A 19,925-nucleotide genomic window follows, 5' to 3' on the forward strand; every position below is an offset into this window, starting at 1 on the left:
AGGTTAAGGGGTGATTTCGTGTTACAACCGAAGACGCGTTGGAAAGAAAAAGAATATAATGACGAACGAGTGAGTGAATTAGCAAGTAAATTACAGTTATCGCCACTTGTCGTTTCATTATTCCTCGGTAGAGGACTAGATACAGAAGATAAGATTTTAGATTTTTTAAATACAGAAAATCAAGAATTTCATGATCCATTTTTATTAGAAGGAATGGATAGAACGGTAGAACGTGTAAATAAGGCGATTCAAAATGGAGAACAAATATTAATATTTGGTGATTACGATGCAGACGGAGTAAGTAGTACAACTGTGTTATATCTTGCTCTTCAAGAATTAGGTGCAGAAGTAGAATTTTATATTCCAAATCGTTTTACAGAAGGGTATGGACCGAACGAAGAAGCATTTCGTTGGGCGCATAGCGCAGGGTTCTCGCTAATTATTACTGTCGATACTGGTATTGCAGCGGTACATGAAGCGAATGTAGCGAAAGAGCTTGGAATAGATCTAATTATTACAGATCACCATGAGCCACCGCCAGAATTGCCAGAAGCACTTGCGATTATACATCCGAAATTAGATGGCGGTGTATATCCGTTTCACTATTTAGCTGGTGTAGGTGTTGCGTTTAAAGTTGCGCATGCGCTATTAGGCCGTGTACCAGAACATTTATTAGAGATCGCAGTAATCGGTACAGTAGCCGATTTAGTATCACTTCATGGTGAAAATAGGTTGCTAGTGAAACGCGGTTTAAAACATATGCGTATGACGAGAAATATTGGTTTGAAGGCATTGTTTAAAGTTGCTAACGTTTCGCAAAGTGAAATTACCGAAGAGAGTATTGGCTTCTCAATTGCACCTCGTATTAATGCGGTCGGGCGTTTAGAAGATGCTGCGCCGGCTGTACACCTTTTATTATCAGATGATCCAGAGGAAGCGAAAGAGCTAGCTGAAGAAATTGATGAGCTGAACAAACTGCGAAAAGATATTGTAAAGCAAATTACAGAAGAAGCTATCGCTGAAGTGGAAAATAACTTCCCACCAGAAGAAAATAAAGTATTAGTACTTGCAAAAGAAGGTTGGAATCCGGGTGTAATTGGGATTGTCGCTTCTAAATTAGTTGAACGTTTTTATCGTCCGACTATTGTATTATGCATTGATCCTATAAAAGAAACAGCAAAAGGCTCAGCGCGTAGTATTGCAGGATTTGATTTGTTTGCAAATTTATCAGATTGTAGAGAGTTATTGCCACACTTTGGAGGGCATCCGATGGCAGCGGGAATGACGCTACATATGAATGATGTAGATGAATTACGTCGCCGCTTAAATGAACAAGCAGATGCAATTTTAACAGAAGAAGATTTTATTCCAATTACAGCAGTTGATGTTTTTTGTAAAGTAGAGGATGTAACACTAGCGGCAATTGAAGATATGCAAAAACTAGCCCCGTTTGGTGTTGGAAATCCGAAACCACGTATTGCAGTGAAAGATGCAGAGTTAGAAAGTATTCGCGCGATCGGATCAGATGGCTCTCATTTAAAAATGGCTCTTCGTGATGGACAAGCAACACTGGATACAATTGGATTTGGTTTTGGTGCATATGCGAAAGAAATCTCTCCAGTTGCAAAAGTATCTGTAATAGGAGAAGCATCCATCAATGAATGGAATAATTTTAAGAAGCCACAATTAATGGTACAAGATATTGCTGTAGAGGCGTGGCAATTATTTGATTGGCGTAGTATGCGTAATGCAGAAGCAAATTTAGCAGAACTTCCGAAAGAAAAAATAACAATGGTGTATTTTTCTGAAGAGGTATTGAATAAATTTTCTTTAGAGAGCTATAAAGAAAAGCTCATGCATGCTTCAGAAGTAACGCATTTAGATGATCAATATATCGTGTTACTTGATTTACCAAAAGGAACAGATGAATTAAGTGAGCTATTTAAAGTAGGATTCCCAGCGCGAATTTATACGCTATTTTATCAAGAGAATAACCACTTATTTAGTACAGTTCCGACGAGAGAACACTTTAAATGGTACTATTCTTTCTTAAGCCAAAAAACACCATTTTCTTTAAGACAATATGGAGAACAACTATGTCGTCATAAAGGTTGGTCAAAAGATACAGTAAATTTCATGACACAGGTGTTTTTTGAGTTAGAATTTGTTACAATAAAAGATGGCGTCATTTTTATGGCAGACAAAAAACAAAAGCGTGATTTAATTGAATCGAACACATATCGTGAGAAAATGAACCACTTACAATTAGAAAAAGAATTGGTTTATAGCACATATCAGCAACTATATACATGGTTTGAAACGATTCGTAATCATAAAGAAGTAGAACAGTTAGGGTAAAGGATTTGTATTTACAAACCTTTTAGATCTGAGGAGGATTCAGAAATATGGATTTCAAGCAACATATCGCAATTGTACCGGATTATCCGAAAGAAGGTATTGTGTTTAAAGACATTACACCTTTAATGAATGACGGTAAAGCATACAAAGCAGCAACAGATGCAATCGTTGAATACGCAAAAGAAAGAGATATCGATGTTGTAGTAGGACCAGAAGCTCGTGGTTTCATTATCGGTTGCCCAGTTTCTTATGCGTTAGAAGTAGGATTTGCACCAGTTCGTAAATTAGGAAAATTACCACGTGAAGTAATTACTGTTGACTACGGTAAAGAATATGGTAAAGATGTTTTAACAATCCATAAAGATGCAATTAAGCCAGGTCAACGCGTATTAATTACAGATGATCTATTAGCTACAGGTGGAACAATCGAAGCGACAATTAAGTTAGTTGAAGAGCTAGGCGGAGTTGTAGCAGGGATTGCATTCTTAGTAGAGCTTACTTACTTAGATGGTCGTAAAATGTTAGATGGTTACGATGTATTAGTATTAGAAAAATACTAATCACTATATAGGTAAAACTACGGTGATAAAAAGTACCCGTGAATCTCTTGGAGAGGAGCGGGTACTTTTGTATAATTGAACAAAAAATCATGGTGAAATGTCAGTAAAATCTTTTCCTTTTCACAATTCACAATCATTGGGTTATAATGATAGAATATAATTTATTCTATTAAATAAAGATAAAGTCAATTTTCAATAAAAGGTGATTCGATGGCAAATGAGCAGGTACTAACAGCTGAACAGGTACTCGAGAAAGCAAGTCAATATTTAGCGGATGAAGATATTGAGCTAGTGGCACGTGCCTATGAATATGCACGTGATGCGCATAGCGAACAATATAGAAAATCGGGTGAACCGTATATTATTCATCCGATTCAAGTTGCAGGTATTTTAGTTGATTTACACATGGATCCAGCTACGGTATCAGCAGGTTTCTTACATGATGTAGTGGAAGATACAGAGATTACGTTAGAAGATATTGAACGGGAATTTAACAAAGAAATTGCTATGCTTGTTGATGGTGTTACAAAGCTTGGGAAGATTAAATATAAATCTCACGAACAACAACAAGCAGAAAACCATCGCAAAATGTTTATTGCAATGGCTCAAGACATTCGAGTTATTTTAATTAAACTAGCTGATCGTCTTCATAACATGCGTACATTGAAACATTTGCCTCAAGAGAAGCAGCGTCGCATAGCGAATGAAACGTTAGAAATCTTTGCACCTTTAGCACATAGACTCGGAATTAGTACTATTAAATGGGAGCTAGAGGATACGTCACTTCGCTATTTAAATCCCCAACAATATTATCGTATTGTAAATTTAATGAAGCGTAAACGTGCAGAACGTGAAGAATACTTAGACGAAGTAATGACTGGTATTCGTGAGAAATTAAAAGAAGTTGCAATTCAACCTGAGATTTCTGGAAGACCGAAACATATTTACAGTATTTATCGTAAAATGGCACTGCAAAATAAGCAGTTCAATGAAATTTACGATTTATTAGCTGTACGTGTCGTTGTAAATAGTATTAAAGATTGTTATGCGGTGCTTGGAATTATTCATACGTGCTGGAAGCCGATGCCAGGTCGTTTTAAAGATTATATTGCAATGCCAAAAGCAAATCTATATCAATCTCTTCATACGACTGTAATTGGACCGAAAGGTGATCCACTTGAAGTGCAAATTCGTACGAAAGAAATGCACGAAATTGCAGAATTCGGGATCGCGGCACACTGGGCGTACAAAGAAGGAAAAACAGCAGAAACAACAGGTACATTAGAGAAGAAACTCACATGGTTCCGTCAAATACTAGAATGGCAAAATGAAGCTTCTAATGCAGAAGAATTTATGGAGTCATTAAAAATTGATTTATTTTCTGACATGGTATTCGTCTTTACACCGAAAGGCGATGTAATGGAATTACCACTTGGATCGGTTCCGATTGATTTCGCGTATCGTGTCCATTCGGAAATTGGGAATAAAACAATTGGTGCAAAAGTAAACGGTAAAATGGTGACGTTGGATTATAAATTAAAAACAGGCGACATCATTGAAATTTTAACGTCGAAACATTCTTATGGCCCAAGTCAAGATTGGGTAAAACTTGCTCAAACATCTCATGCAAAAAATAAAATTCGTCAATTCTTTAAGAAACAACGTAGAGACGAAAATATTGAAAAAGGCCGTGAACTTGTTGAAAAGGAAGTACGTGGTCTAGAGTATGAGATGAAAGAAGTATTAGCGCCTGATAACTTAAAACGCGTCGCTGAGAAATTTAACTTTGCAAATGAAGAAGATATGTTTGCAGCAGTTGGATATAGCGGAATTACAGCTTCGCAAATTGTTACGCGACTAACGGACAAGTTCCGCAAACAACGCGAAGAAGAAGAAATTGTTGAAGTTAAAGAAGTTCGTAAACCGATGAAAATTCGAAAATGGGATTCTGGTGTAAAGGTAAGCGGTGCTGATAATTTATTAATCCGTTTATCGAAATGCTGTAACCCAGTTCCAGGCGACGATATCGTTGGATATATTACGAAAGGCCGAGGTGTATCGATTCACCGCCGTGATTGTGTAAACGTTCATACAGAAGAAGCTGTAGAACGTTTATTAGAAGTAGAGTGGGAAGGTAGCCCTGAAAAAGAAATTGAGTATAACGTTGATATTGAAATTTCGGGTTACGATCGCCGTGGTTTATTAAATGAAGTACTGCAAGCTGTTACAGAGACGAAAACGTACATTTCAGCTGTTTCTGGTAGAAGTGACCGTAATAAAATGGCAACAATTAATATGTCAATCTCGATTCGTAACTTACAACACTTGAAAAAAGTAGTAGAACGCATTAAACGCGTTCCAGAAATTTATGCAGTACGACGCATGATGCATTAATAGGGAGTGTAGAAAGATGAGAGTTGTTTTACAACGATCAAAGAAAGCGTCTGTCGCAGTAGACGGTGAGATCGTAGGACAAATTCCGTTCGGTTTAACATTACTAGTTGGCATTACGCACGAAGATACAGAAAAAGATGCAACTTACATTGCGGAAAAAATTGCAAACTTACGTATTTTTGAAGATGAGAGCGGAAAGATGAATCATTCTGTACTTGATGTAGAAGGACAAGTTCTATCTATTTCGCAATTCACATTATACGGAGATTGCCGCAAGGGCAGACGTCCAAACTTTATGGATGCTGCGAAACCTGACTATGCAGAGCGTTTATACGATTTCTTTAATGAAGAAGTTCGTAAACAAGGATTACATGTGGAAACAGGAAAGTTTGGAGCAATGATGGACGTTTCTTTGATCAATGATGGTCCGGTGACCTTAATTGTAGAAAGTAAATAGTGTTGATAAAAAAGAGAGGGTTATATAATCCTCTCTTTTTTATACATTGTTGTATGTTTTGTTCATTTATTTGGAATCAATAGCAGTTTCGGTTATGTATAACTCTCTCATCAATATGGAACAATAAAAAGTAAAACATCCATATTGAATGTGAGGGATATACGTATGCGTATGAATGAAAAAGGGCATTCTGTTACAAATGGTGCAAATCAACTGTTTAACGTGAATTTTCATGATTTTATTTCAAAAGAGCAAAACAATACTTCAATGGAGCTTGCTTCGGAGTTTGGGATTTCTCTTCAAGATGTAAAGCGTTTAAAGAAGCAGATTGAACGTTCTTAGAGCACTTGACAATCCTACTTAACAAACGTATAGTAATTTTATATTTACATATGAATATAACCGTTGATAGAGAAGAGTAAATGAGACACACATGGAAAGAGAAGGAATGTCTTAGGCTGAAAACATTTCTGCATGATGACTGATTGAATGACACTCTAGAGGTTTCAACTTGAACGGCATATATGCTTAGTAGGGATGAACGCATATTTAAGCGTTATTAAAAAAGTGGAAGCATACGTGCTTCAATTAGGGTGGCACCACGGGTATAATACTCTCGTCCCTACTGTTTAAACAGTAGAGGCGGGAGTTTTTTTATTTTTATTAAGATTAAAACAATTTGAGGAGGAACTGAATATGTCTATTCAAATCCCACGCGGAACGCAAGATATTCTTCCAGGCACTGTTGAGTTATGGCAGTATATCGAAGGGCAAGCACGCGAAATTTGCCGTCGTTACAATTATAAAGAAATTCGTACACCAATCTTTGAACACACTGAGCTATTTTTACGCGGTGTTGGTGATACGACAGATATCGTACAAAAAGAAATGTACTCATTCCAAGATCGTGGAGAGCGTAGCTTAACATTACGTCCAGAAGGTACTGCACCTGTTGTACGTTCTTACGTTGAAAATAAAATGTTTGGTGATGCGACACAACCAACGAAATTATACTATATCGGTCAAATGTTCCGTTATGAAAGACCACAAGCAGGTCGCTATCGTCAATTCGTACAATTCGGTATCGAAGCAATCGGCAGTAATGACCCTGCAATTGATGCAGAAGTAATTGCACTTGCTGTTGAATTTTACCGCGGCATGGGCTTAAAAAATATTAAAGTTGTATTAAACAGTTTAGGTGACGCAGCGAGCCGTCAAGCACACCGTGATGCATTAATCGCACACTTTGAGCCACGTATCGGCGAATTCTGTTCTGACTGTCAATCTCGCTTAGAAAAGAATCCACTTCGAATTTTAGACTGTAAGAAGGACCGTAACCATGAATTAATGGGAACAGCACCATCTATTACAGAATACTTAAACGAAGATTCAGCAATATACTACGACAAAGTTCAAGAACTATTAACGATGATGGATGTTCCGTTTGAAAAAGATCCGAACTTAGTGCGTGGTTTAGACTACTACCAACACACTGTTTTTGAAATTATGAGTGAGGCAGAAGGTTTCGGTGCGATCACTACATTAAGCGGTGGTGGCCGTTATAACGGACTTGTACAAGAAATCGGTGGACCAGAAATGCCAGGTATCGGTTTTGCAATGAGTATTGAACGTTTAATTATGGCGCTAAAAGCTGAAAACATTGAATTACCACTTGAACATAGCATTGATTGTTACGTTGTGGCGCTTGGCGAAAAAGCGAAAGACCATGCTGCAAAAGTTGCGTTCGATCTTCGTAAAGCTGGATTGTCAGTTGAAAAAGATTATTTAGATCGCAAAATGAAAGCACAATTTAAATCAGCAGATCGTCTAAAGGCGAAATTTGTAGCTGTATTAGGAGAAGATGAGCTAGATAAAGGCATCATTAACTTAAAAGATATGGCAACAGGTGAACAAGAAGAAGTAGCGTTAGATGTATTTGCTTCATACGTAGCAGAGAAATTAATATAGGGGGAACTTACAGTGGCTGAAAGAACACATGCATGTGGAAAAGTAACAGTAGAAGCTGTTGGACAAACAGTTCAATTAAAAGGTTGGGTACAAAAACGCCGTGACTTAGGTGGATTAATCTTTATCGACTTACGTGACCGTACAGGTATCGTGCAAGTTGTATTTAACCCAGAAACATCAAAAGAAGCGTTAGAAGTAGCAGAAACAATTCGTAGCGAATACGTATTACACGTAGAAGGTACAGTTGTTGAACGTGGTGAAGGCGCAATTAATGACAATATGGCAACTGGTCGTATTGAAGTACAAGCAACAAAAGTAAATGTACTAAATGCAGCGAAAACAACGCCAATCATCATTGCTGATGATACAGATGCATCAGAAGATGTGCGTTTAAAATATCGTTATTTAGACTTACGTCGTCCAGTAATGTTTAACACATTCAAAATGCGTCATGACGTAACGAAAACAATTCGTAACTTCTTAGACACAGAAGAGTTCTTAGAAGTAGAAACACCAATTTTAACGAAAAGCACGCCAGAAGGAGCTCGTGACTATTTAGTGCCAAGTCGTGTGCATGATGGTGAATTCTATGCACTACCGCAGTCACCACAGTTATTTAAACAGCTTCTTATGGTCGGCGGATTTGAGCGTTACTATCAAGTAGCACGTTGTTTCCGTGATGAAGATTTACGTGCGGATCGTCAACCGGAATTCACGCAAATCGATATCGAAGCTTCATTCTTAACACAAGATGAAATTTTAGATATGATGGAGCGTATGATGACGAAAGTTATGAAGGATGCAAAAGGTGTAGAAGTTAGTGCACCATTCCCTCGTATGAAATATGCTGATGCAATGGCTCGCTACGGTTCTGATAAGCCAGATACACGCTTTGAAATGGAACTAACAGACTTATCTGAGTTTGCAGCAGGTTGTGGCTTTAAAGTGTTTACAAGTGCTGTAGAAAGCGGCGGACAAGTAAAAGCAATTAATGCAAAAGGTGCTGCAAGTAAATATTCTCGTAAAGACATCGATGCATTAACTGAATTCGTGAAAGTATACGGTGCAAAAGGTCTAGCTTGGCTTAAAGTTGAAGAAGATGGCTTAAAAGGACCGATTGCGAAATTCTTCAGTGAAGAAGATGCAAATGTGTTAATGAGCACATTAGAGGCTACTGCTGGCGACTTATTACTATTCGTAGCAGATAAGAAGAGCGTTGTTGCAGATAGCTTAGGTGCACTTCGCTTACGTCTAGGTAAAGAGCTTGAGTTAATTGACGAAAGTAAATATAATTTCCTATGGGTAACGGATTGGCCACTTCTTGAGTACGATGAAGATGCAGATCGTTACTTCGCAGCTCACCACCCATTCACAATGCCATTCCGTGAAGACGTTGAGTTACTAGAAACAGCACCAGAAAAAGCACGTGCACAAGCATATGACCTTGTATTAAACGGTTATGAGCTTGGTGGTGGATCACTTCGTATTTACGAGCGTGACGTACAAGAAAAAATGTTCAAAGCACTTGGATTCTCACAAGAAGAAGCGCAAGAGCAATTCGGGTTCTTATTAGAAGCATTCGAATACGGTACACCACCACACGGCGGAATCGCATTAGGTTTAGATCGTCTTGTTATGTTACTTGCAGGCCGTACGAACCTTCGTGATACAATTGCATTCCCAAAAACAGCAAGCGCAAGCTGCTTATTAACAGAAGCTCCAAGCCCAGTTGCAGAAGCACAGCTTGAAGAGTTAAACTTAAAATTAAGCTTAAAAGAAGAGAAGTAAGAATAGGGTCTAGATGGTTATACTATAACCGTCTAGACTTTTTTTGAGAGGTTGTTTAAAAAGTCCGGTTTAGATAACTGTCGCATCTCATCGTTGCTTCGCCAGTCCGGTGCTCGAGTAGTATTTTTCTACACTGCGCTCCTCCTGGCTTCAGCGCCTCGATCTGCTCGGTTCTCTAAATCCTCCTTTTTAAACGTGTATTGAAAGGAAGTTTAAAAAGTCCGGTTTAGATAACTGTCGCATCCCATCGTTGCTTCGCCAGTCCGGTGCTCGAGTAGTATTTCTACACTGCGCTCCTCCTGGCTTCAGCGCCTCAATCTGCTCGGTTCTCTAAATCCTCCTTTTTAAACGTGTATTTAGGAAGAAATAAAATTCTGGTCTATGTTTTCATTTTCGAAATATGTATTTTTAGGAATTCTATAACTTTTTCTATACAAATAGTCGGAAAAACGCTAGAATACATGGTAGACCATTTTTGTAATAGGAGTGTAGAGCTGAATGTTACATCAATTTTCACGTAATGAATTAGCCTTCGGTAAAGAAGGACTTGAAATATTAAAAAATAGTACAGTCGGTATTTTAGGAATTGGCGGCGTAGGCTCTTTTGCAGCTGAAGCGTTAGCACGTTCTGGCGTTGGACGTCTTGTATTAGTTGATAAAGACGTTGTAGATATTACAAACGTAAACCGTCAAATTCACGCTTTAGTATCTACTGTAGGACGTTCAAAAGTAGAATTAATGAAAGAGCGTATCGCAGACATTAACCCAGAGTGTGAAGTAATTGGACTTGAAATGTTTTATACAGATGAAACATATGAAGAGTTCTTTAAGCACGGTTTGGATTTCGTAGTGGATGCATCTGATACGATTACGTTCAAAATTCATTTAATTAAACAATGTTTACGTCGTAAAATTAAAATTATCTCCAGTATGGGTGCAGCAAATAAAATGGACCCAACTCGTTTCCGTATTGCGGACATTTCTAAAACACACACAGATCCGATTGCGAAAGTAATTCGTACGAAGCTTCGTAAAGAGGGTATTAAAAAAGGTGTAAAAGTTGTCTTCTCTGACGAAAACCCAATCGTAATTCGTGAAGAAGTACGTAAAGAAATCGTACCAGACGAAAATGCAAAAATTCGTAAAGCGAAATTACCGCCTTCATCAAATGCATTCGTACCATCTGTGGCAGGCTTAATTATGGCAAGTCACGTTGTACGTGAACGTATTAAAAATGTAGAAGTGAAACGTGTAGGGCAAGAATAAAAGAAAAGCATATATCCATTTTGGATATATGCTTTTTTATATGTATTAAAGAAATATGGATATTTGCATTACTACTAGTTCAAATGTAAGTAACGCTAGTAAGTAATGATCATATTTATCTGATGTATAGGCGGACGTCTTTTTTAAACTGTTAATGGTGAAAAGAGCCAAAGTTAGGATGAGAACACCGAGTGTTATTTTGAAGACTATTAAAGAAATAGTAACCAGCTCCCTTTAAAATTATATGTTTATAATAACATTTTAGTAAAAAATATCTAATCCGTTTTAGGAGTTTCCTTGTATGAAAAGGAGGAATGTTATTGTCAATCTTTGTCGTTAAATCGATATCCTTTATTAAATCGTTGATATAATTTCATTTACCGACATGTATATATATGATTTACCGAAAACAAACAGGGATGTCACTCAGTCAAAAAAGTGACATCCCTGTTTTTAATTCTCAGCAGAATAAATAATATCTAAATTCCCGTTTTGATCGGTTTTGAAAATCGGGGCAATTTGCTCTTCTTGCTCTTCGACCGAAACAAGTTTTCGAGCACGATCCATAATTCGAACAAGCATCGCGTAATCTTCTTCGATTGCTTGTTGTTTTTTTGTGAGTACCGCTAATTTGGTTTCAAGTTCATGATTCGTTTTTTGCAGAGAAGTGAGCTGAGCTTGTAATACATCATTTTCAGTTTGCAACTTTGCGAGTGAAGGGTTATTATGCTCCAAGTTTTGCAAAAATGAGATGACATTTTGCATCGTAAGTTCTTGTTTACTTGGCGTAATATCTTCAGAAAACTCAGCATCGATTACGAGTTGTTTCGTTTTCGTGAACTGATTTTTTTCTATTTTAGCTTCAGAGCGCTTTAATTCTTTACGTTGTTTCTTCGCAAGCTGCACAGCATCTTCGTAATTCGGCCTTACTTCAGCATTCCATCTAAAGCCGCAAGCTGCTGAAGTCCGGTTCAACGTATCGCCGACTTCATCAAATGCTTTTATTTGTGTACTTCCGCTGCGAATATGTCGTAAAACAGTTTCTGCTAAAAGGAGATCATCTTCTTTTGTCCATGCATCTTGACGTGTTTTCATAAGCGAAGCCTCCATAATGGTGACGTTTTCGTTTATGTTACCCTTTATTTTTCGTTTTATTCGAAGTTTGTAATCTTTCATAAACAGTAGAAAGTGCTTGCTCAAATTTCCCTGTCGTTTTCGGTTTATAATATTGCTTGTTTTTTATTTTATCAGGTAAGTATTGTTGCCTTACCCAGCCGTTTGGATGGTCGTGTGGATATAAATATCCAATGCCTCTTCCAATTGATTCTGCGCCTTTGTAATGACTATCTTTTAAATGGCTTGGAATGTCACCTGTTTGACCGTTGCGTAAATCGTGTAATGCAGCATCAAGTGCTTTATAAGCTGAATTTGATTTTGGTGATAAGCATAGCTCGATAACGGCATTTGCAAGTGGGATGCGTGCTTCTGGGAATCCAACTCGTTCAGCTGATTCAATTGCAGCTAGTGTACGTGGTCCAGCTTGTGGGCTAGCAAGTCCAATATCTTCATAAGCCATAATAAGAAGGCGTCTGCCAATACTTTGTAAATCACCTGCTTCAATAAGGCGTGCTAAATAATGGAGCGCTGCATTTACATCACTTCCGCGCACTGATTTTTGAAATGCTGATAATACGTCATAATGAGCATCGCCGCCTTTGTCGTGAACGAAGCTCTTTTTTTGTAAGCATTCTTCTGCAATCTCGAGTGTGATTTCAGCCGCTTGATCGTCTGTAGTAAAGCTAGATAATACAGCAAGCTCAAGTGCGTTATAAGCAGAACGCATATCACCACCAGAGGCGTTTGCAAAGTGATGTAGTGCTTCATCTGTTACCGTTACAGCATATTCTCCAAGGCCTTTTTCTTTATCTTCTAAAGCTCTTTTTAACCCAATTAAAATATCATCTTCTGTTAGTGCGTGTAATTCGAAAATTTGACACCTGCTTCGAATAGCGGAGTTTATTGCATGGAATGGATTACTTGTCGTTGCGCCAATTAAAGTAAGAAGTCCGCTTTCTAAGTGAGGTAATAGAAAGTCTTGCTTTGCTTTATCTAGACGGTGAACTTCATCTAAAATTAAAACGAGGTGTCGATGCATCTTCGCTTCTTGTACGACAACTTCCATATCTTTTTTATTGTGAGTAACAGCATTCAATAGACGAAACGGGGTACCGGTACTTCCAGCAATTGCACTGGCAATGGATGTTTTTCCTGTACCTGGAGGACCGTATAAAATCATAGATTGAAAATGATTGGCTTGGACCATTCGCCATAAAATCTTTCCTTCACCAACTAAATGTTGTTGCCCAATAATTTCTTGAATATTTATAGGGCGCATTCGATGTGCGAGTGGTTGTTTCATTTGGACCGTCTCCCTTAATATATAATCTCGTTCTATCGTATCATTTTTTTCTACGAAATTTGAAATAGGATGCTGTTTTATGGGAAAAATAAAGGATAATATTTTCATTTTTCTTTCAATTGTAATAATTCCCGAGTTTTTCAATGTGATTTTATGTTATCATTTTGATACACAAGTTGAAATTTCTTATAATACTATATTATGCTATAATTTCATAGGATTTTAAATTGTGTTCTTTTTATAAATAAGATATAACCAATAGAAGTGAAAATTTGAAAAGAGGTGCAAAATAGATGAAAATTTCAACGAAAGGCCGCTATGGCTTAACAATTATGATTGATCTTGCAAAAAAGTTTGGTGAAGGTCCGATTTCATTAAAATCAATTGCGCAGGCGCATGACTTATCCGAGCATTACTTAGAGCAATTAATTTCACCACTTCGTAACGCTCGTCTTGTAAAGAGTACGCGCGGGGCATATGGCGGATATGTATTATCTGATCAACCGGCTAACATTACAGCTGGGGATGTAATCCGTGTATTAGAGGGACCGATTAGTGTTGTAGAAATGATAGAAGAAGAAGAGCCAGCGCAGCGCCAGTTATGGATGCGTGTTCGTGATGCGGTGCAAGAAGTGTTAGATAGTACAACGTTAGAAGATTTAGTACGTTATGAGGAAGAAAATCACGGGGGCTATATGTTTTACATTTAATTCCTTGTGAAACGATTTGGAAAGAAGGAGATTTAATGGAACGCATTTACTTAGATCATGCTGCGACATCTCCGACTCACCCAGAAGTGGTCGAAAAGATGATTCCATATATGACAGAAATATTCGGGAACCCGTCTAGTATTCACTTTTATGGACGTCAAACTCGTCACACAGTAGATGAGGCGAGAAGAGTGTGTGCACGCAGCATTCATGCGAATCCGAATGAAATTATATTTACGAGCGGTGGTACAGAAGCTGATAATTTAGCGCTTATCGGTGTAGCACGTGCGAACCGTCATAAAGGTAACCACATTATAACGACGCAAATTGAACATCATGCGATTTTGCATACGTGCGAATTGTTAGAGCGTGAAGGGTTTGAAGTGACATATTTACCTGTCGATGAAACAGGGCGCATTCAAGTTTCTGACATACAAAAGGCATTAACAGAAGAGACGATTCTTGTATCTGTTATGTTTGGGAATAATGAAGTAGGGACGATGCAACCGATTGTGGAAATAGGAAAGCTGTTAAAAGAGCATCAAGCGTATTTCCATACAGATGCGGTACAAGCTTACGGTTTAGTAGAAATTAATGTGAAAGAGTTTGGTATTGATTTATTATCAATTTCAGCTCATAAAATTAACGGGCCAAAAGGTGTAGGTTTCTTATACGCTGGTGCAAATGTGAAATTTGAACCGTTATTAATAGGCGGAGAGCAAGAAAGAAAACGCCGTGCTGGTACGGAAAATGTGCCTAGTATTGCTGGGCTTCAGTATGCAATTCTTATAGCTGAAAAAACTCGTGAGCAAAAAAATGCCCAATATGAAGAGTTTAAAGATATAATGGTATCTGTCTTCAAAAATGAAGGCATTACTTTCGAGGTAAACGGAAACTTAGAACATCGCTTACCGCATGTACTTAATGTAAGTTTTACAGGAATGAACATTGAACCTTTCCTTGTGAACTTAGACTTAGCTGGCATTGCAGTATCAAGTGGTTCTGCTTGTACAGCTGGTTCGATTGATCCATCACATGTATTAGTAGCGATGTTTGGAAAAGACTCCGATCAAATACGTTCATCCGTACGCTTTAGTTTTGGACTTGGAAATACGAAAGAGCAAATTGAAAAAGCGGCGTACGAAACAGTGAAAATCGTGAAGCGATTAACACAAAATTAGCATGGGAGGTGACATGATGAACAAACTACCTCACGAAACACGCGTTGTCATCGGAATGTCCGGTGGCGTCGATTCATCTGTAGCAGCACTTTTATTAAAAGAGCAAGGTTATGATGTAATCGGAATTTTTATGAAAAACTGGGATGATACAGATGAGAATGGTGTCTGCACAGCAACAGAAGATTACAATGATGTAATTGAAGTGTGTAACCAAATTGGTATTCCGTATTATGCAGTAAACTTTGAAAAACAATACTGGGATAAAGTATTTACGTACTTCTTAGATGAGTACCGAGCTGGTCGTACACCAAACCCAGATGTAATGTGTAATAAAGAAATTAAATTTAAAGCATTTTTAGAGCATGCAATTGCGCTTGGTGCGGATTATGTGGCAACAGGCCATTATGCACGCGTTGCTTATATGGACGGCGAATATAAAATGCTTCGCGGTGTTGATGACAATAAAGATCAAACATATTTCTTAAATCAATTAAGCCAAGAGCAATTATCAAAAACAATGTTCCCATTAGGTGAATTAAAGAAACCGCAAATTCGTGAAATGGCGAAAGAAGCTGGCTTAGCGACAGCGGCGAAAAAAGATAGTACAGGTATTTGCTTCATTGGTGAGCGTAACTTTAAAGATTTCTTAAGTAACTACTTACCGGCACAACCAGGTGTAATGCAAACATTATCTGGTGAAGTGAAAGGGAAGCATGACGGTTTAATGTATTATACAATTGGACAACGTCATGGCCTTGGAATTGGTGGTAATGGTGATCCATGGTTTGCTGTTGGGAAAAATCTAAAAGAAAACATTTTATATGTTGATCAAGGATTCCATAACGAACTTCTATATGGTGATGAAGTTATTGCTACGAATGTAGGATGGGTAAGTAACAAAGAAAAAGAAACAGAATTTAAGTGCACGGCGAAATTCCGTTATCGTCAAGAAGACAATAAAGTAACGGTTCAAATCGTTGATGAAAATACAGTTCGTATTCTTTGTGATGAGCCAATTCGTGCAATTACACCAGGACAAGCAGTCGTTTTCTATGATGGAGATGAGTGCTTAGGCGGTGCTACAATTGATGAAGTGTACCGTAGTGGTAAGAAATTGGATTATTTAGGATAAATGAGAAGCCTCTGCCGATTAGCGGTTAGAGGTTTCTTTTACATAAAGCGAATTTTCGTTCGCTTGGAAAATACATTCTTTGTTATAATTTGTTGTAGAGGTGAAGGACATGTCAAACAAACTTGAAACAGGTATTCAATATATGCAAGAAGGAAACTGGGAAGAAGCAGCTAAAAATTTTACAGAAGCAATCGAAGAAAATCCGAAAGATGCGCTTGGGTACATTAATTTTGCAAATTTATTAGACGTATTAGGTGATAGCGAGCGAGCGATTTTATTTTATAAACGTGCACTAGAGTTAGATGATAAATCTGCAGCAGCCTATTATGGTTTAGGAAATGTATATTATGGCCAAGAGCAATTTACTGAAGCGAAAGCTGTATTTGAACAAGCAATGCAAGCTGGATTACAATCAGCTGATGTAACATTTATGTTAGGTATCACACATGTACAGCTTGGAAATGATCGTCTTGCACTACCATTCTTACAAAGAGCAACAGAATTAGATGAAAACGATGTAGAAGCTGTATTCCAGTGCGGACTTTGCTTCGCGCGATTAGAACACGTTCAAGAGGCGAAACCTTATTTTGAAAAGGTATTAGAAATGGATGAGGAGCATGCAGATGCGTATTACAATTTAGGTGTTGCGTACGTATTTGAGGAAAATAATGAGAAGGCTCTCGCTTTATTTAAGAAAGCAATTGAAATTCAGCCAGATCACTTTTTAGCGGGTAATGGCGTTCGTTTATTAGAGCAAGAAGCTGAATAAGATAAAAATATAGTTTAATGGGTAGTTATCCCTCATCTAAAAAGGTGGGGGATGTACTGCTCATTAAAGTGAAAATACCGGAAAGGAGAGGAAAAATGGGAAATCAACATGCAATGGATTTGTTTGAGGAAGAGAAAAAGTTTATAAAAGCGCAAGTTCTTCATACCATTTTCCACAACGAAGAAAACCTCTATTCCGTTGTCAGTATGAAAGTCATTGAAACGAATGAAACGTATGACGAAAAGAAAGTAATGATAAACGGTCATTTTCCCCGCATGCATGAAGATGAAGTGTTTACATTGACAGGTCATTTTAAGGACCATCCAAAGTATGGAAAACAATATATGGTTGAAACATTTAAAAAAGAATTGCCGCAAACAAAAGCAGGTATGGTGCAATATTTAGCGAGTGATTTATTTAAAGGGATAGGAAAGCGTACAGCTGAAAAAATTGTGGACCATCTCGGAGAACATGCTATTTCTAAAATTATGGATGACCCTGAGGCATTAAATGGTGTTGTTAATAAACAAAAGGCTCAGGAAATATATGAGACAATTGTTGAACATCAAGGGCTAGAGAAAGTAATGAGCTTTTTAAATGGCTACGGTTTTGGAACGAAACTTTCTATTAAGATTTACCAGCAATATAAAGAGATGACATTAGAAGTGATTCGTAATAATCCGTATCAACTTATCGAAGAAGTGGACGGGATTGGTTTTGGAAGAGCGGATGATATAGGGCGTGCGTTAGGGATATCGGGTAATCATGACGACCGTGTACGCGCAGGATGTTTTTACACATTAGAGAATGTCTCATTACAACTTGGTCACGTTTATATGAGGAAAGATCAACTTGTAAGAGAAACGATGTCACTTTTAAACAATCAAGAAGGAAGAGTGACTGAGGAAGATATTATAGGTTGTATTGAAACGATGCAAAGTGAAGGGAAAGTCATCATAGAAGAAGAACGAGTGTATTTAGCAACGTTATTCTACTCTGAGAAAGGTGTTGTAAAGTCTATTCGCAGGCTTATGAATCAAGAAGAAACACCTTCATTTCCAGAAGCAGAAGTGTTAAAAACGTTAGGTGAAATTGAAGAACAACTGAACGTACAATATGCACCGTTTCAGCAAGAAGCAATTCAAACGGCACTTCATAAACCGATGATGTTATTGACAGGTGGACCAGGAACAGGGAAAACAACAGTTATTAAAGGGATTGTTGAAATGTATGCATCACTACACGGGTTATCGTTAAATCCGAATGAATACAGTGATGATAATCCATTTCCAATACTATTAACAGCTCCAACAGGAAGAGCAGCGAAGCGGATGAGTGAATCGACAGGACTTCCAGCTTGCACAATTCACCGTTTACTTGGTTGGACGCCAGAAGGATCTTTCCAGCGTAATGAAACGGATCCTGTCCAAGGTAAGCTCCTTATTATCGATGAATTTTCAATGGTTGATATTTGGCTTGCAAATCAGCTATTTAAGTCGTTGCCGACGAACATTCAAGTTATCGTTGTAGGTGATGAAGATCAGTTGCCATCTGTAGGACCTGGACAAGTATTAAAAGATTTATTAAATGCAGGCGCAGTTCCGACAGTGAAGCTTACTGAAATTTATCGTCAAGCGGAAGGCTCATCAGTGATTCAACTTGCCCATGCGATAAAAAATGGAACTCTACCACCAGATTTAGCACAAAATCAAAAAGATCGTTCATTTATCGGCTGTACAGGAGCTCAAATTGTTGAGGTTGTGAAAAAAGTTTGTGAAAATGCTAAAACAAAAGGCTTTAGCGCAAGAGATGTACAAGTATTAGCACCGATGTACCGCGGGCCTGCTGGTATTAATGTATTAAACGAAGCGCTGCAACAAGTATTTAATCCGAAGAGGGAAAAGAGTAAAGAAATTGCTTACGGTGATGTTGTGTACCGAAGAGGCGATAAAGTACTGCAACTCGTGAATCAGCCGGAGAGCCAAGTGTTTAATGGTGATATTGGGGAAATTGTTTCGGTGTTTTATGCGAAAGAAAACGTTGAGCAACAAGATATGATTATCGTTTCATTTGATGGAATTGAGGTAACGTATACGAAGCCCGATTTAAATCAAATTACGCATGCATATTGTTGTTCCATTCATAAATCACAAGGTAGTGAATTTCCGATTGTTATTATGCCAATCGTGAAAAGTTACAACCGTATGTTACGTCGTAATTTAATTTACACGGGCATTACAAGAAGTAAGAAGTTCCTTATTATTTGCGGAGAGGAAGCAGCTTTCCAATCTGGTGTAAATCGCCTTGATGATGCAATGCGTCAAACAACCTTAGCTAGTCGCTTGCAAGAATCACAAGGAGAAGTACAGATGGTCACAGTTAATGGCGAGGAAATGGACGTGGAAAACATTTCACCGTATGATTTCATGTAACAAGGTGAAATTATATAGTGAAACTTTCAAACGCATAGCGTTGAAAGGCTCCAGTAAAATGTATAAATGAATGCAGTTTGGACATAATGGCGAATAGAATCTGGGAGACTGTAAGGAGATGAAAGCCATATGTTTATTTGTCCAAATTGCAAAGGGAAAGACATTGGAAAAATAGGTGTCAACCAATTTTATTGCTGGAATTGTTATATCGAATTATCGGTTTCAAAGGGGAAAATCCATACGCATCAAGTTGAGGAAGATGGTTCACTAAGCTCTCTTGATGATTTATTTGATGAGAATGAAAGAACGATCGGATAACGAAAAGGGGGATTTACTTTGAATCTACGCAATTCATTAATCGCATTAGGTGTTGGAGCTGCAGCATATCAATATGCTCGTAAGCAAGATGTATTTTCAAAACGCAATATGAAAAAAGCACGTAAGATGATTAAGTCTTACTTATAATCATTTCGATAAAGTGAAAAACTCCC

Annotated in this window: 17 protein-coding genes and 1 other annotated feature; of the genes, 15 read left to right on the top strand and 2 right to left on the bottom strand. The window is 37.8% G+C overall.

Annotation, left to right across the window (positions count from 1 at the left end; all coding sequences use genetic code 11):
* Positions 1-18 precede the first annotated feature (18 nt).
* From recJ to HMAS_RS02475, 8 genes are all read left to right on the top strand, one after another.
* Positions 19-2,358 carry a single-stranded-DNA-specific exonuclease RecJ gene (gene recJ, locus HMAS_RS02440; RefSeq protein WP_025710399.1) on the top strand — a complete coding sequence of 780 codons (2,340 nt, stop codon included), beginning with the start codon at positions 19-21 and terminating at the stop codon, positions 2,356-2,358.
* 47 nt (positions 2,359-2,405) lie between these two features.
* A complete protein-coding gene (locus tag HMAS_RS02445) occupies positions 2,406-2,918 on the top strand; it encodes an adenine phosphoribosyltransferase (RefSeq protein ID WP_000346215.1) in 513 nt (170 codons plus the stop codon).
* A 210-nt stretch (positions 2,919-3,128) separates the two neighbouring features.
* Positions 3,129-5,312, top strand: a complete 2,184-nt coding sequence (relA, locus tag HMAS_RS02450) for a GTP diphosphokinase (protein WP_001262795.1) — start codon at positions 3,129-3,131, stop codon at positions 5,310-5,312.
* Between the two features lie 16 nt (positions 5,313-5,328).
* Entirely contained in the window at positions 5,329-5,769 is a 441-nt protein-coding gene (locus HMAS_RS02455) for a D-tyrosyl-tRNA(Tyr) deacylase (RefSeq protein WP_001266961.1), read from the top strand.
* Between the two features lie 165 nt (positions 5,770-5,934).
* Positions 5,935-6,111 (top strand): hypothetical protein, encoded by a 177-nt coding sequence (locus tag HMAS_RS27595; protein ID WP_001242605.1) that lies wholly within the window; start codon positions 5,935-5,937, stop codon positions 6,109-6,111.
* 54 nt (positions 6,112-6,165) lie between these two features.
* Positions 6,166-6,396, top strand: a binding site (T-box leader).
* Between the two features lie 69 nt (positions 6,397-6,465).
* Positions 6,466-7,737, top strand: a complete 1,272-nt coding sequence (gene hisS / locus HMAS_RS02460; RefSeq protein ID WP_000027081.1) for a histidine--tRNA ligase — start codon at positions 6,466-6,468, stop codon at positions 7,735-7,737.
* A gap of 12 nt (positions 7,738-7,749) precedes the next feature.
* On the top strand, positions 7,750-9,525 hold the full coding sequence (gene aspS / locus HMAS_RS02465) for an aspartate--tRNA ligase (protein ID WP_000840905.1): 1,776 nt from the start codon (positions 7,750-7,752) through the stop codon (positions 9,523-9,525).
* Positions 9,526-10,023: 498 nt separating this feature from the next.
* Positions 10,024-10,791 carry a tRNA threonylcarbamoyladenosine dehydratase gene (locus HMAS_RS02475; protein ID WP_000903177.1) on the top strand — a complete coding sequence of 256 codons (768 nt, stop codon included), beginning with the start codon at positions 10,024-10,026 and terminating at the stop codon, positions 10,789-10,791.
* 453 nt (positions 10,792-11,244) lie between these two features.
* Here HMAS_RS02475 and HMAS_RS02485 read toward each other — a convergent pair whose 3' ends face one another.
* Together HMAS_RS02485 and HMAS_RS02490 are read right to left on the bottom strand one after the other, a co-directional pair.
* On the bottom strand, positions 11,245-11,886 hold the full coding sequence (locus HMAS_RS02485) for an RsfA family transcriptional regulator (protein WP_000857722.1): 642 nt from the start codon (positions 11,884-11,886) through the stop codon (positions 11,245-11,247).
* 37 nt (positions 11,887-11,923) lie between these two features.
* Positions 11,924-13,210, bottom strand: coding sequence for a replication-associated recombination protein A (locus tag HMAS_RS02490; protein ID WP_025709761.1), 1,287 nt, complete (start codon positions 13,208-13,210; stop codon positions 11,924-11,926).
* A 293-nt stretch (positions 13,211-13,503) separates the two neighbouring features.
* Between HMAS_RS02490 and cymR the strand changes: the two genes are divergently transcribed.
* From cymR to HMAS_RS02525, 7 genes are all read left to right on the top strand, one after another.
* The gene (cymR, locus tag HMAS_RS02495; RefSeq protein ID WP_000704116.1) at positions 13,504-13,920 is read left to right on the top strand and encodes a cysteine metabolism transcriptional regulator CymR; all 417 of its coding nucleotides are present in this window, start codon (positions 13,504-13,506) and stop codon (positions 13,918-13,920) included.
* Between the two features lie 35 nt (positions 13,921-13,955).
* Entirely contained in the window at positions 13,956-15,101 is a 1,146-nt protein-coding gene (locus HMAS_RS02500; protein WP_000439893.1) for a cysteine desulfurase family protein, read from the top strand.
* Positions 15,102-15,117: 16 nt separating this feature from the next.
* The gene (gene mnmA, locus HMAS_RS02505) at positions 15,118-16,233 is read left to right on the top strand and encodes a tRNA 2-thiouridine(34) synthase MnmA (RefSeq protein WP_001038010.1); all 1,116 of its coding nucleotides are present in this window, start codon (positions 15,118-15,120) and stop codon (positions 16,231-16,233) included.
* A 109-nt stretch (positions 16,234-16,342) separates the two neighbouring features.
* Complete coding sequence (locus HMAS_RS02510) at positions 16,343-17,002, top strand: tetratricopeptide repeat protein (RefSeq protein ID WP_000066407.1); 660 nt, start codon at positions 16,343-16,345, stop codon at positions 17,000-17,002.
* Positions 17,003-17,097: 95 nt separating this feature from the next.
* Positions 17,098-19,434 carry an ATP-dependent RecD-like DNA helicase gene (locus tag HMAS_RS02515; protein WP_000528086.1) on the top strand — a complete coding sequence of 779 codons (2,337 nt, stop codon included), beginning with the start codon at positions 17,098-17,100 and terminating at the stop codon, positions 19,432-19,434.
* 129 nt (positions 19,435-19,563) lie between these two features.
* Complete coding sequence (locus HMAS_RS02520) at positions 19,564-19,752, top strand: hypothetical protein (RefSeq protein WP_000469281.1); 189 nt, start codon at positions 19,564-19,566, stop codon at positions 19,750-19,752.
* A gap of 18 nt (positions 19,753-19,770) precedes the next feature.
* Positions 19,771-19,899, top strand: a complete 129-nt coding sequence (locus tag HMAS_RS02525; RefSeq protein WP_001053553.1) for a YrzQ family protein — start codon at positions 19,771-19,773, stop codon at positions 19,897-19,899.
* The last annotated feature ends 26 nt before the right edge of the window (positions 19,900-19,925 follow it).

The sequence above is a fragment of the Bacillus sp. HMA207 genome (assembly GCF_003402455.1).
GTDB lineage: Bacteria > Bacillota > Bacilli > Bacillales > Bacillaceae_G > Bacillus_A > Bacillus_A cereus.

Excerpts from the sequence above, each read along its gene's own strand:
- cymR (WP_000704116.1), top strand. The coding sequence starts at position 13,504 with ATGAAAATTTCAACGAAAGGCCGCTATGGCTTAACAATTATGATTGAT.
- HMAS_RS02445 (WP_000346215.1), top strand. The coding sequence starts at position 2,406 with ATGGATTTCAAGCAACATATCGCAATTGTACCGGATTATCCGAAAGAA.
- relA (WP_001262795.1), top strand. The coding sequence starts at position 3,129 with ATGGCAAATGAGCAGGTACTAACAGCTGAACAGGTACTCGAGAAAGCA.
- HMAS_RS02520 (WP_000469281.1), top strand. The coding sequence starts at position 19,564 with ATGTTTATTTGTCCAAATTGCAAAGGGAAAGACATTGGAAAAATAGGT.
- HMAS_RS02455 (WP_001266961.1), top strand. The coding sequence starts at position 5,329 with ATGAGAGTTGTTTTACAACGATCAAAGAAAGCGTCTGTCGCAGTAGAC.
- HMAS_RS27595 (WP_001242605.1), top strand. The coding sequence starts at position 5,935 with ATGCGTATGAATGAAAAAGGGCATTCTGTTACAAATGGTGCAAATCAA.
- hisS (WP_000027081.1), top strand. The coding sequence starts at position 6,466 with ATGTCTATTCAAATCCCACGCGGAACGCAAGATATTCTTCCAGGCACT.
- HMAS_RS02515 (WP_000528086.1), top strand. The coding sequence starts at position 17,098 with ATGGGAAATCAACATGCAATGGATTTGTTTGAGGAAGAGAAAAAGTTT.
- HMAS_RS02490 (WP_025709761.1), bottom strand. The coding sequence starts at position 13,210 with ATGAAACAACCACTCGCACATCGAATGCGCCCTATAAATATTCAAGAA.
- HMAS_RS02500 (WP_000439893.1), top strand. The coding sequence starts at position 13,956 with ATGGAACGCATTTACTTAGATCATGCTGCGACATCTCCGACTCACCCA.
- HMAS_RS02475 (WP_000903177.1), top strand. The coding sequence starts at position 10,024 with ATGTTACATCAATTTTCACGTAATGAATTAGCCTTCGGTAAAGAAGGA.
- mnmA (WP_001038010.1), top strand. The coding sequence starts at position 15,118 with ATGAACAAACTACCTCACGAAACACGCGTTGTCATCGGAATGTCCGGT.
- HMAS_RS02510 (WP_000066407.1), top strand. The coding sequence starts at position 16,343 with ATGTCAAACAAACTTGAAACAGGTATTCAATATATGCAAGAAGGAAAC.
- HMAS_RS02485 (WP_000857722.1), bottom strand. The coding sequence starts at position 11,886 with ATGAAAACACGTCAAGATGCATGGACAAAAGAAGATGATCTCCTTTTA.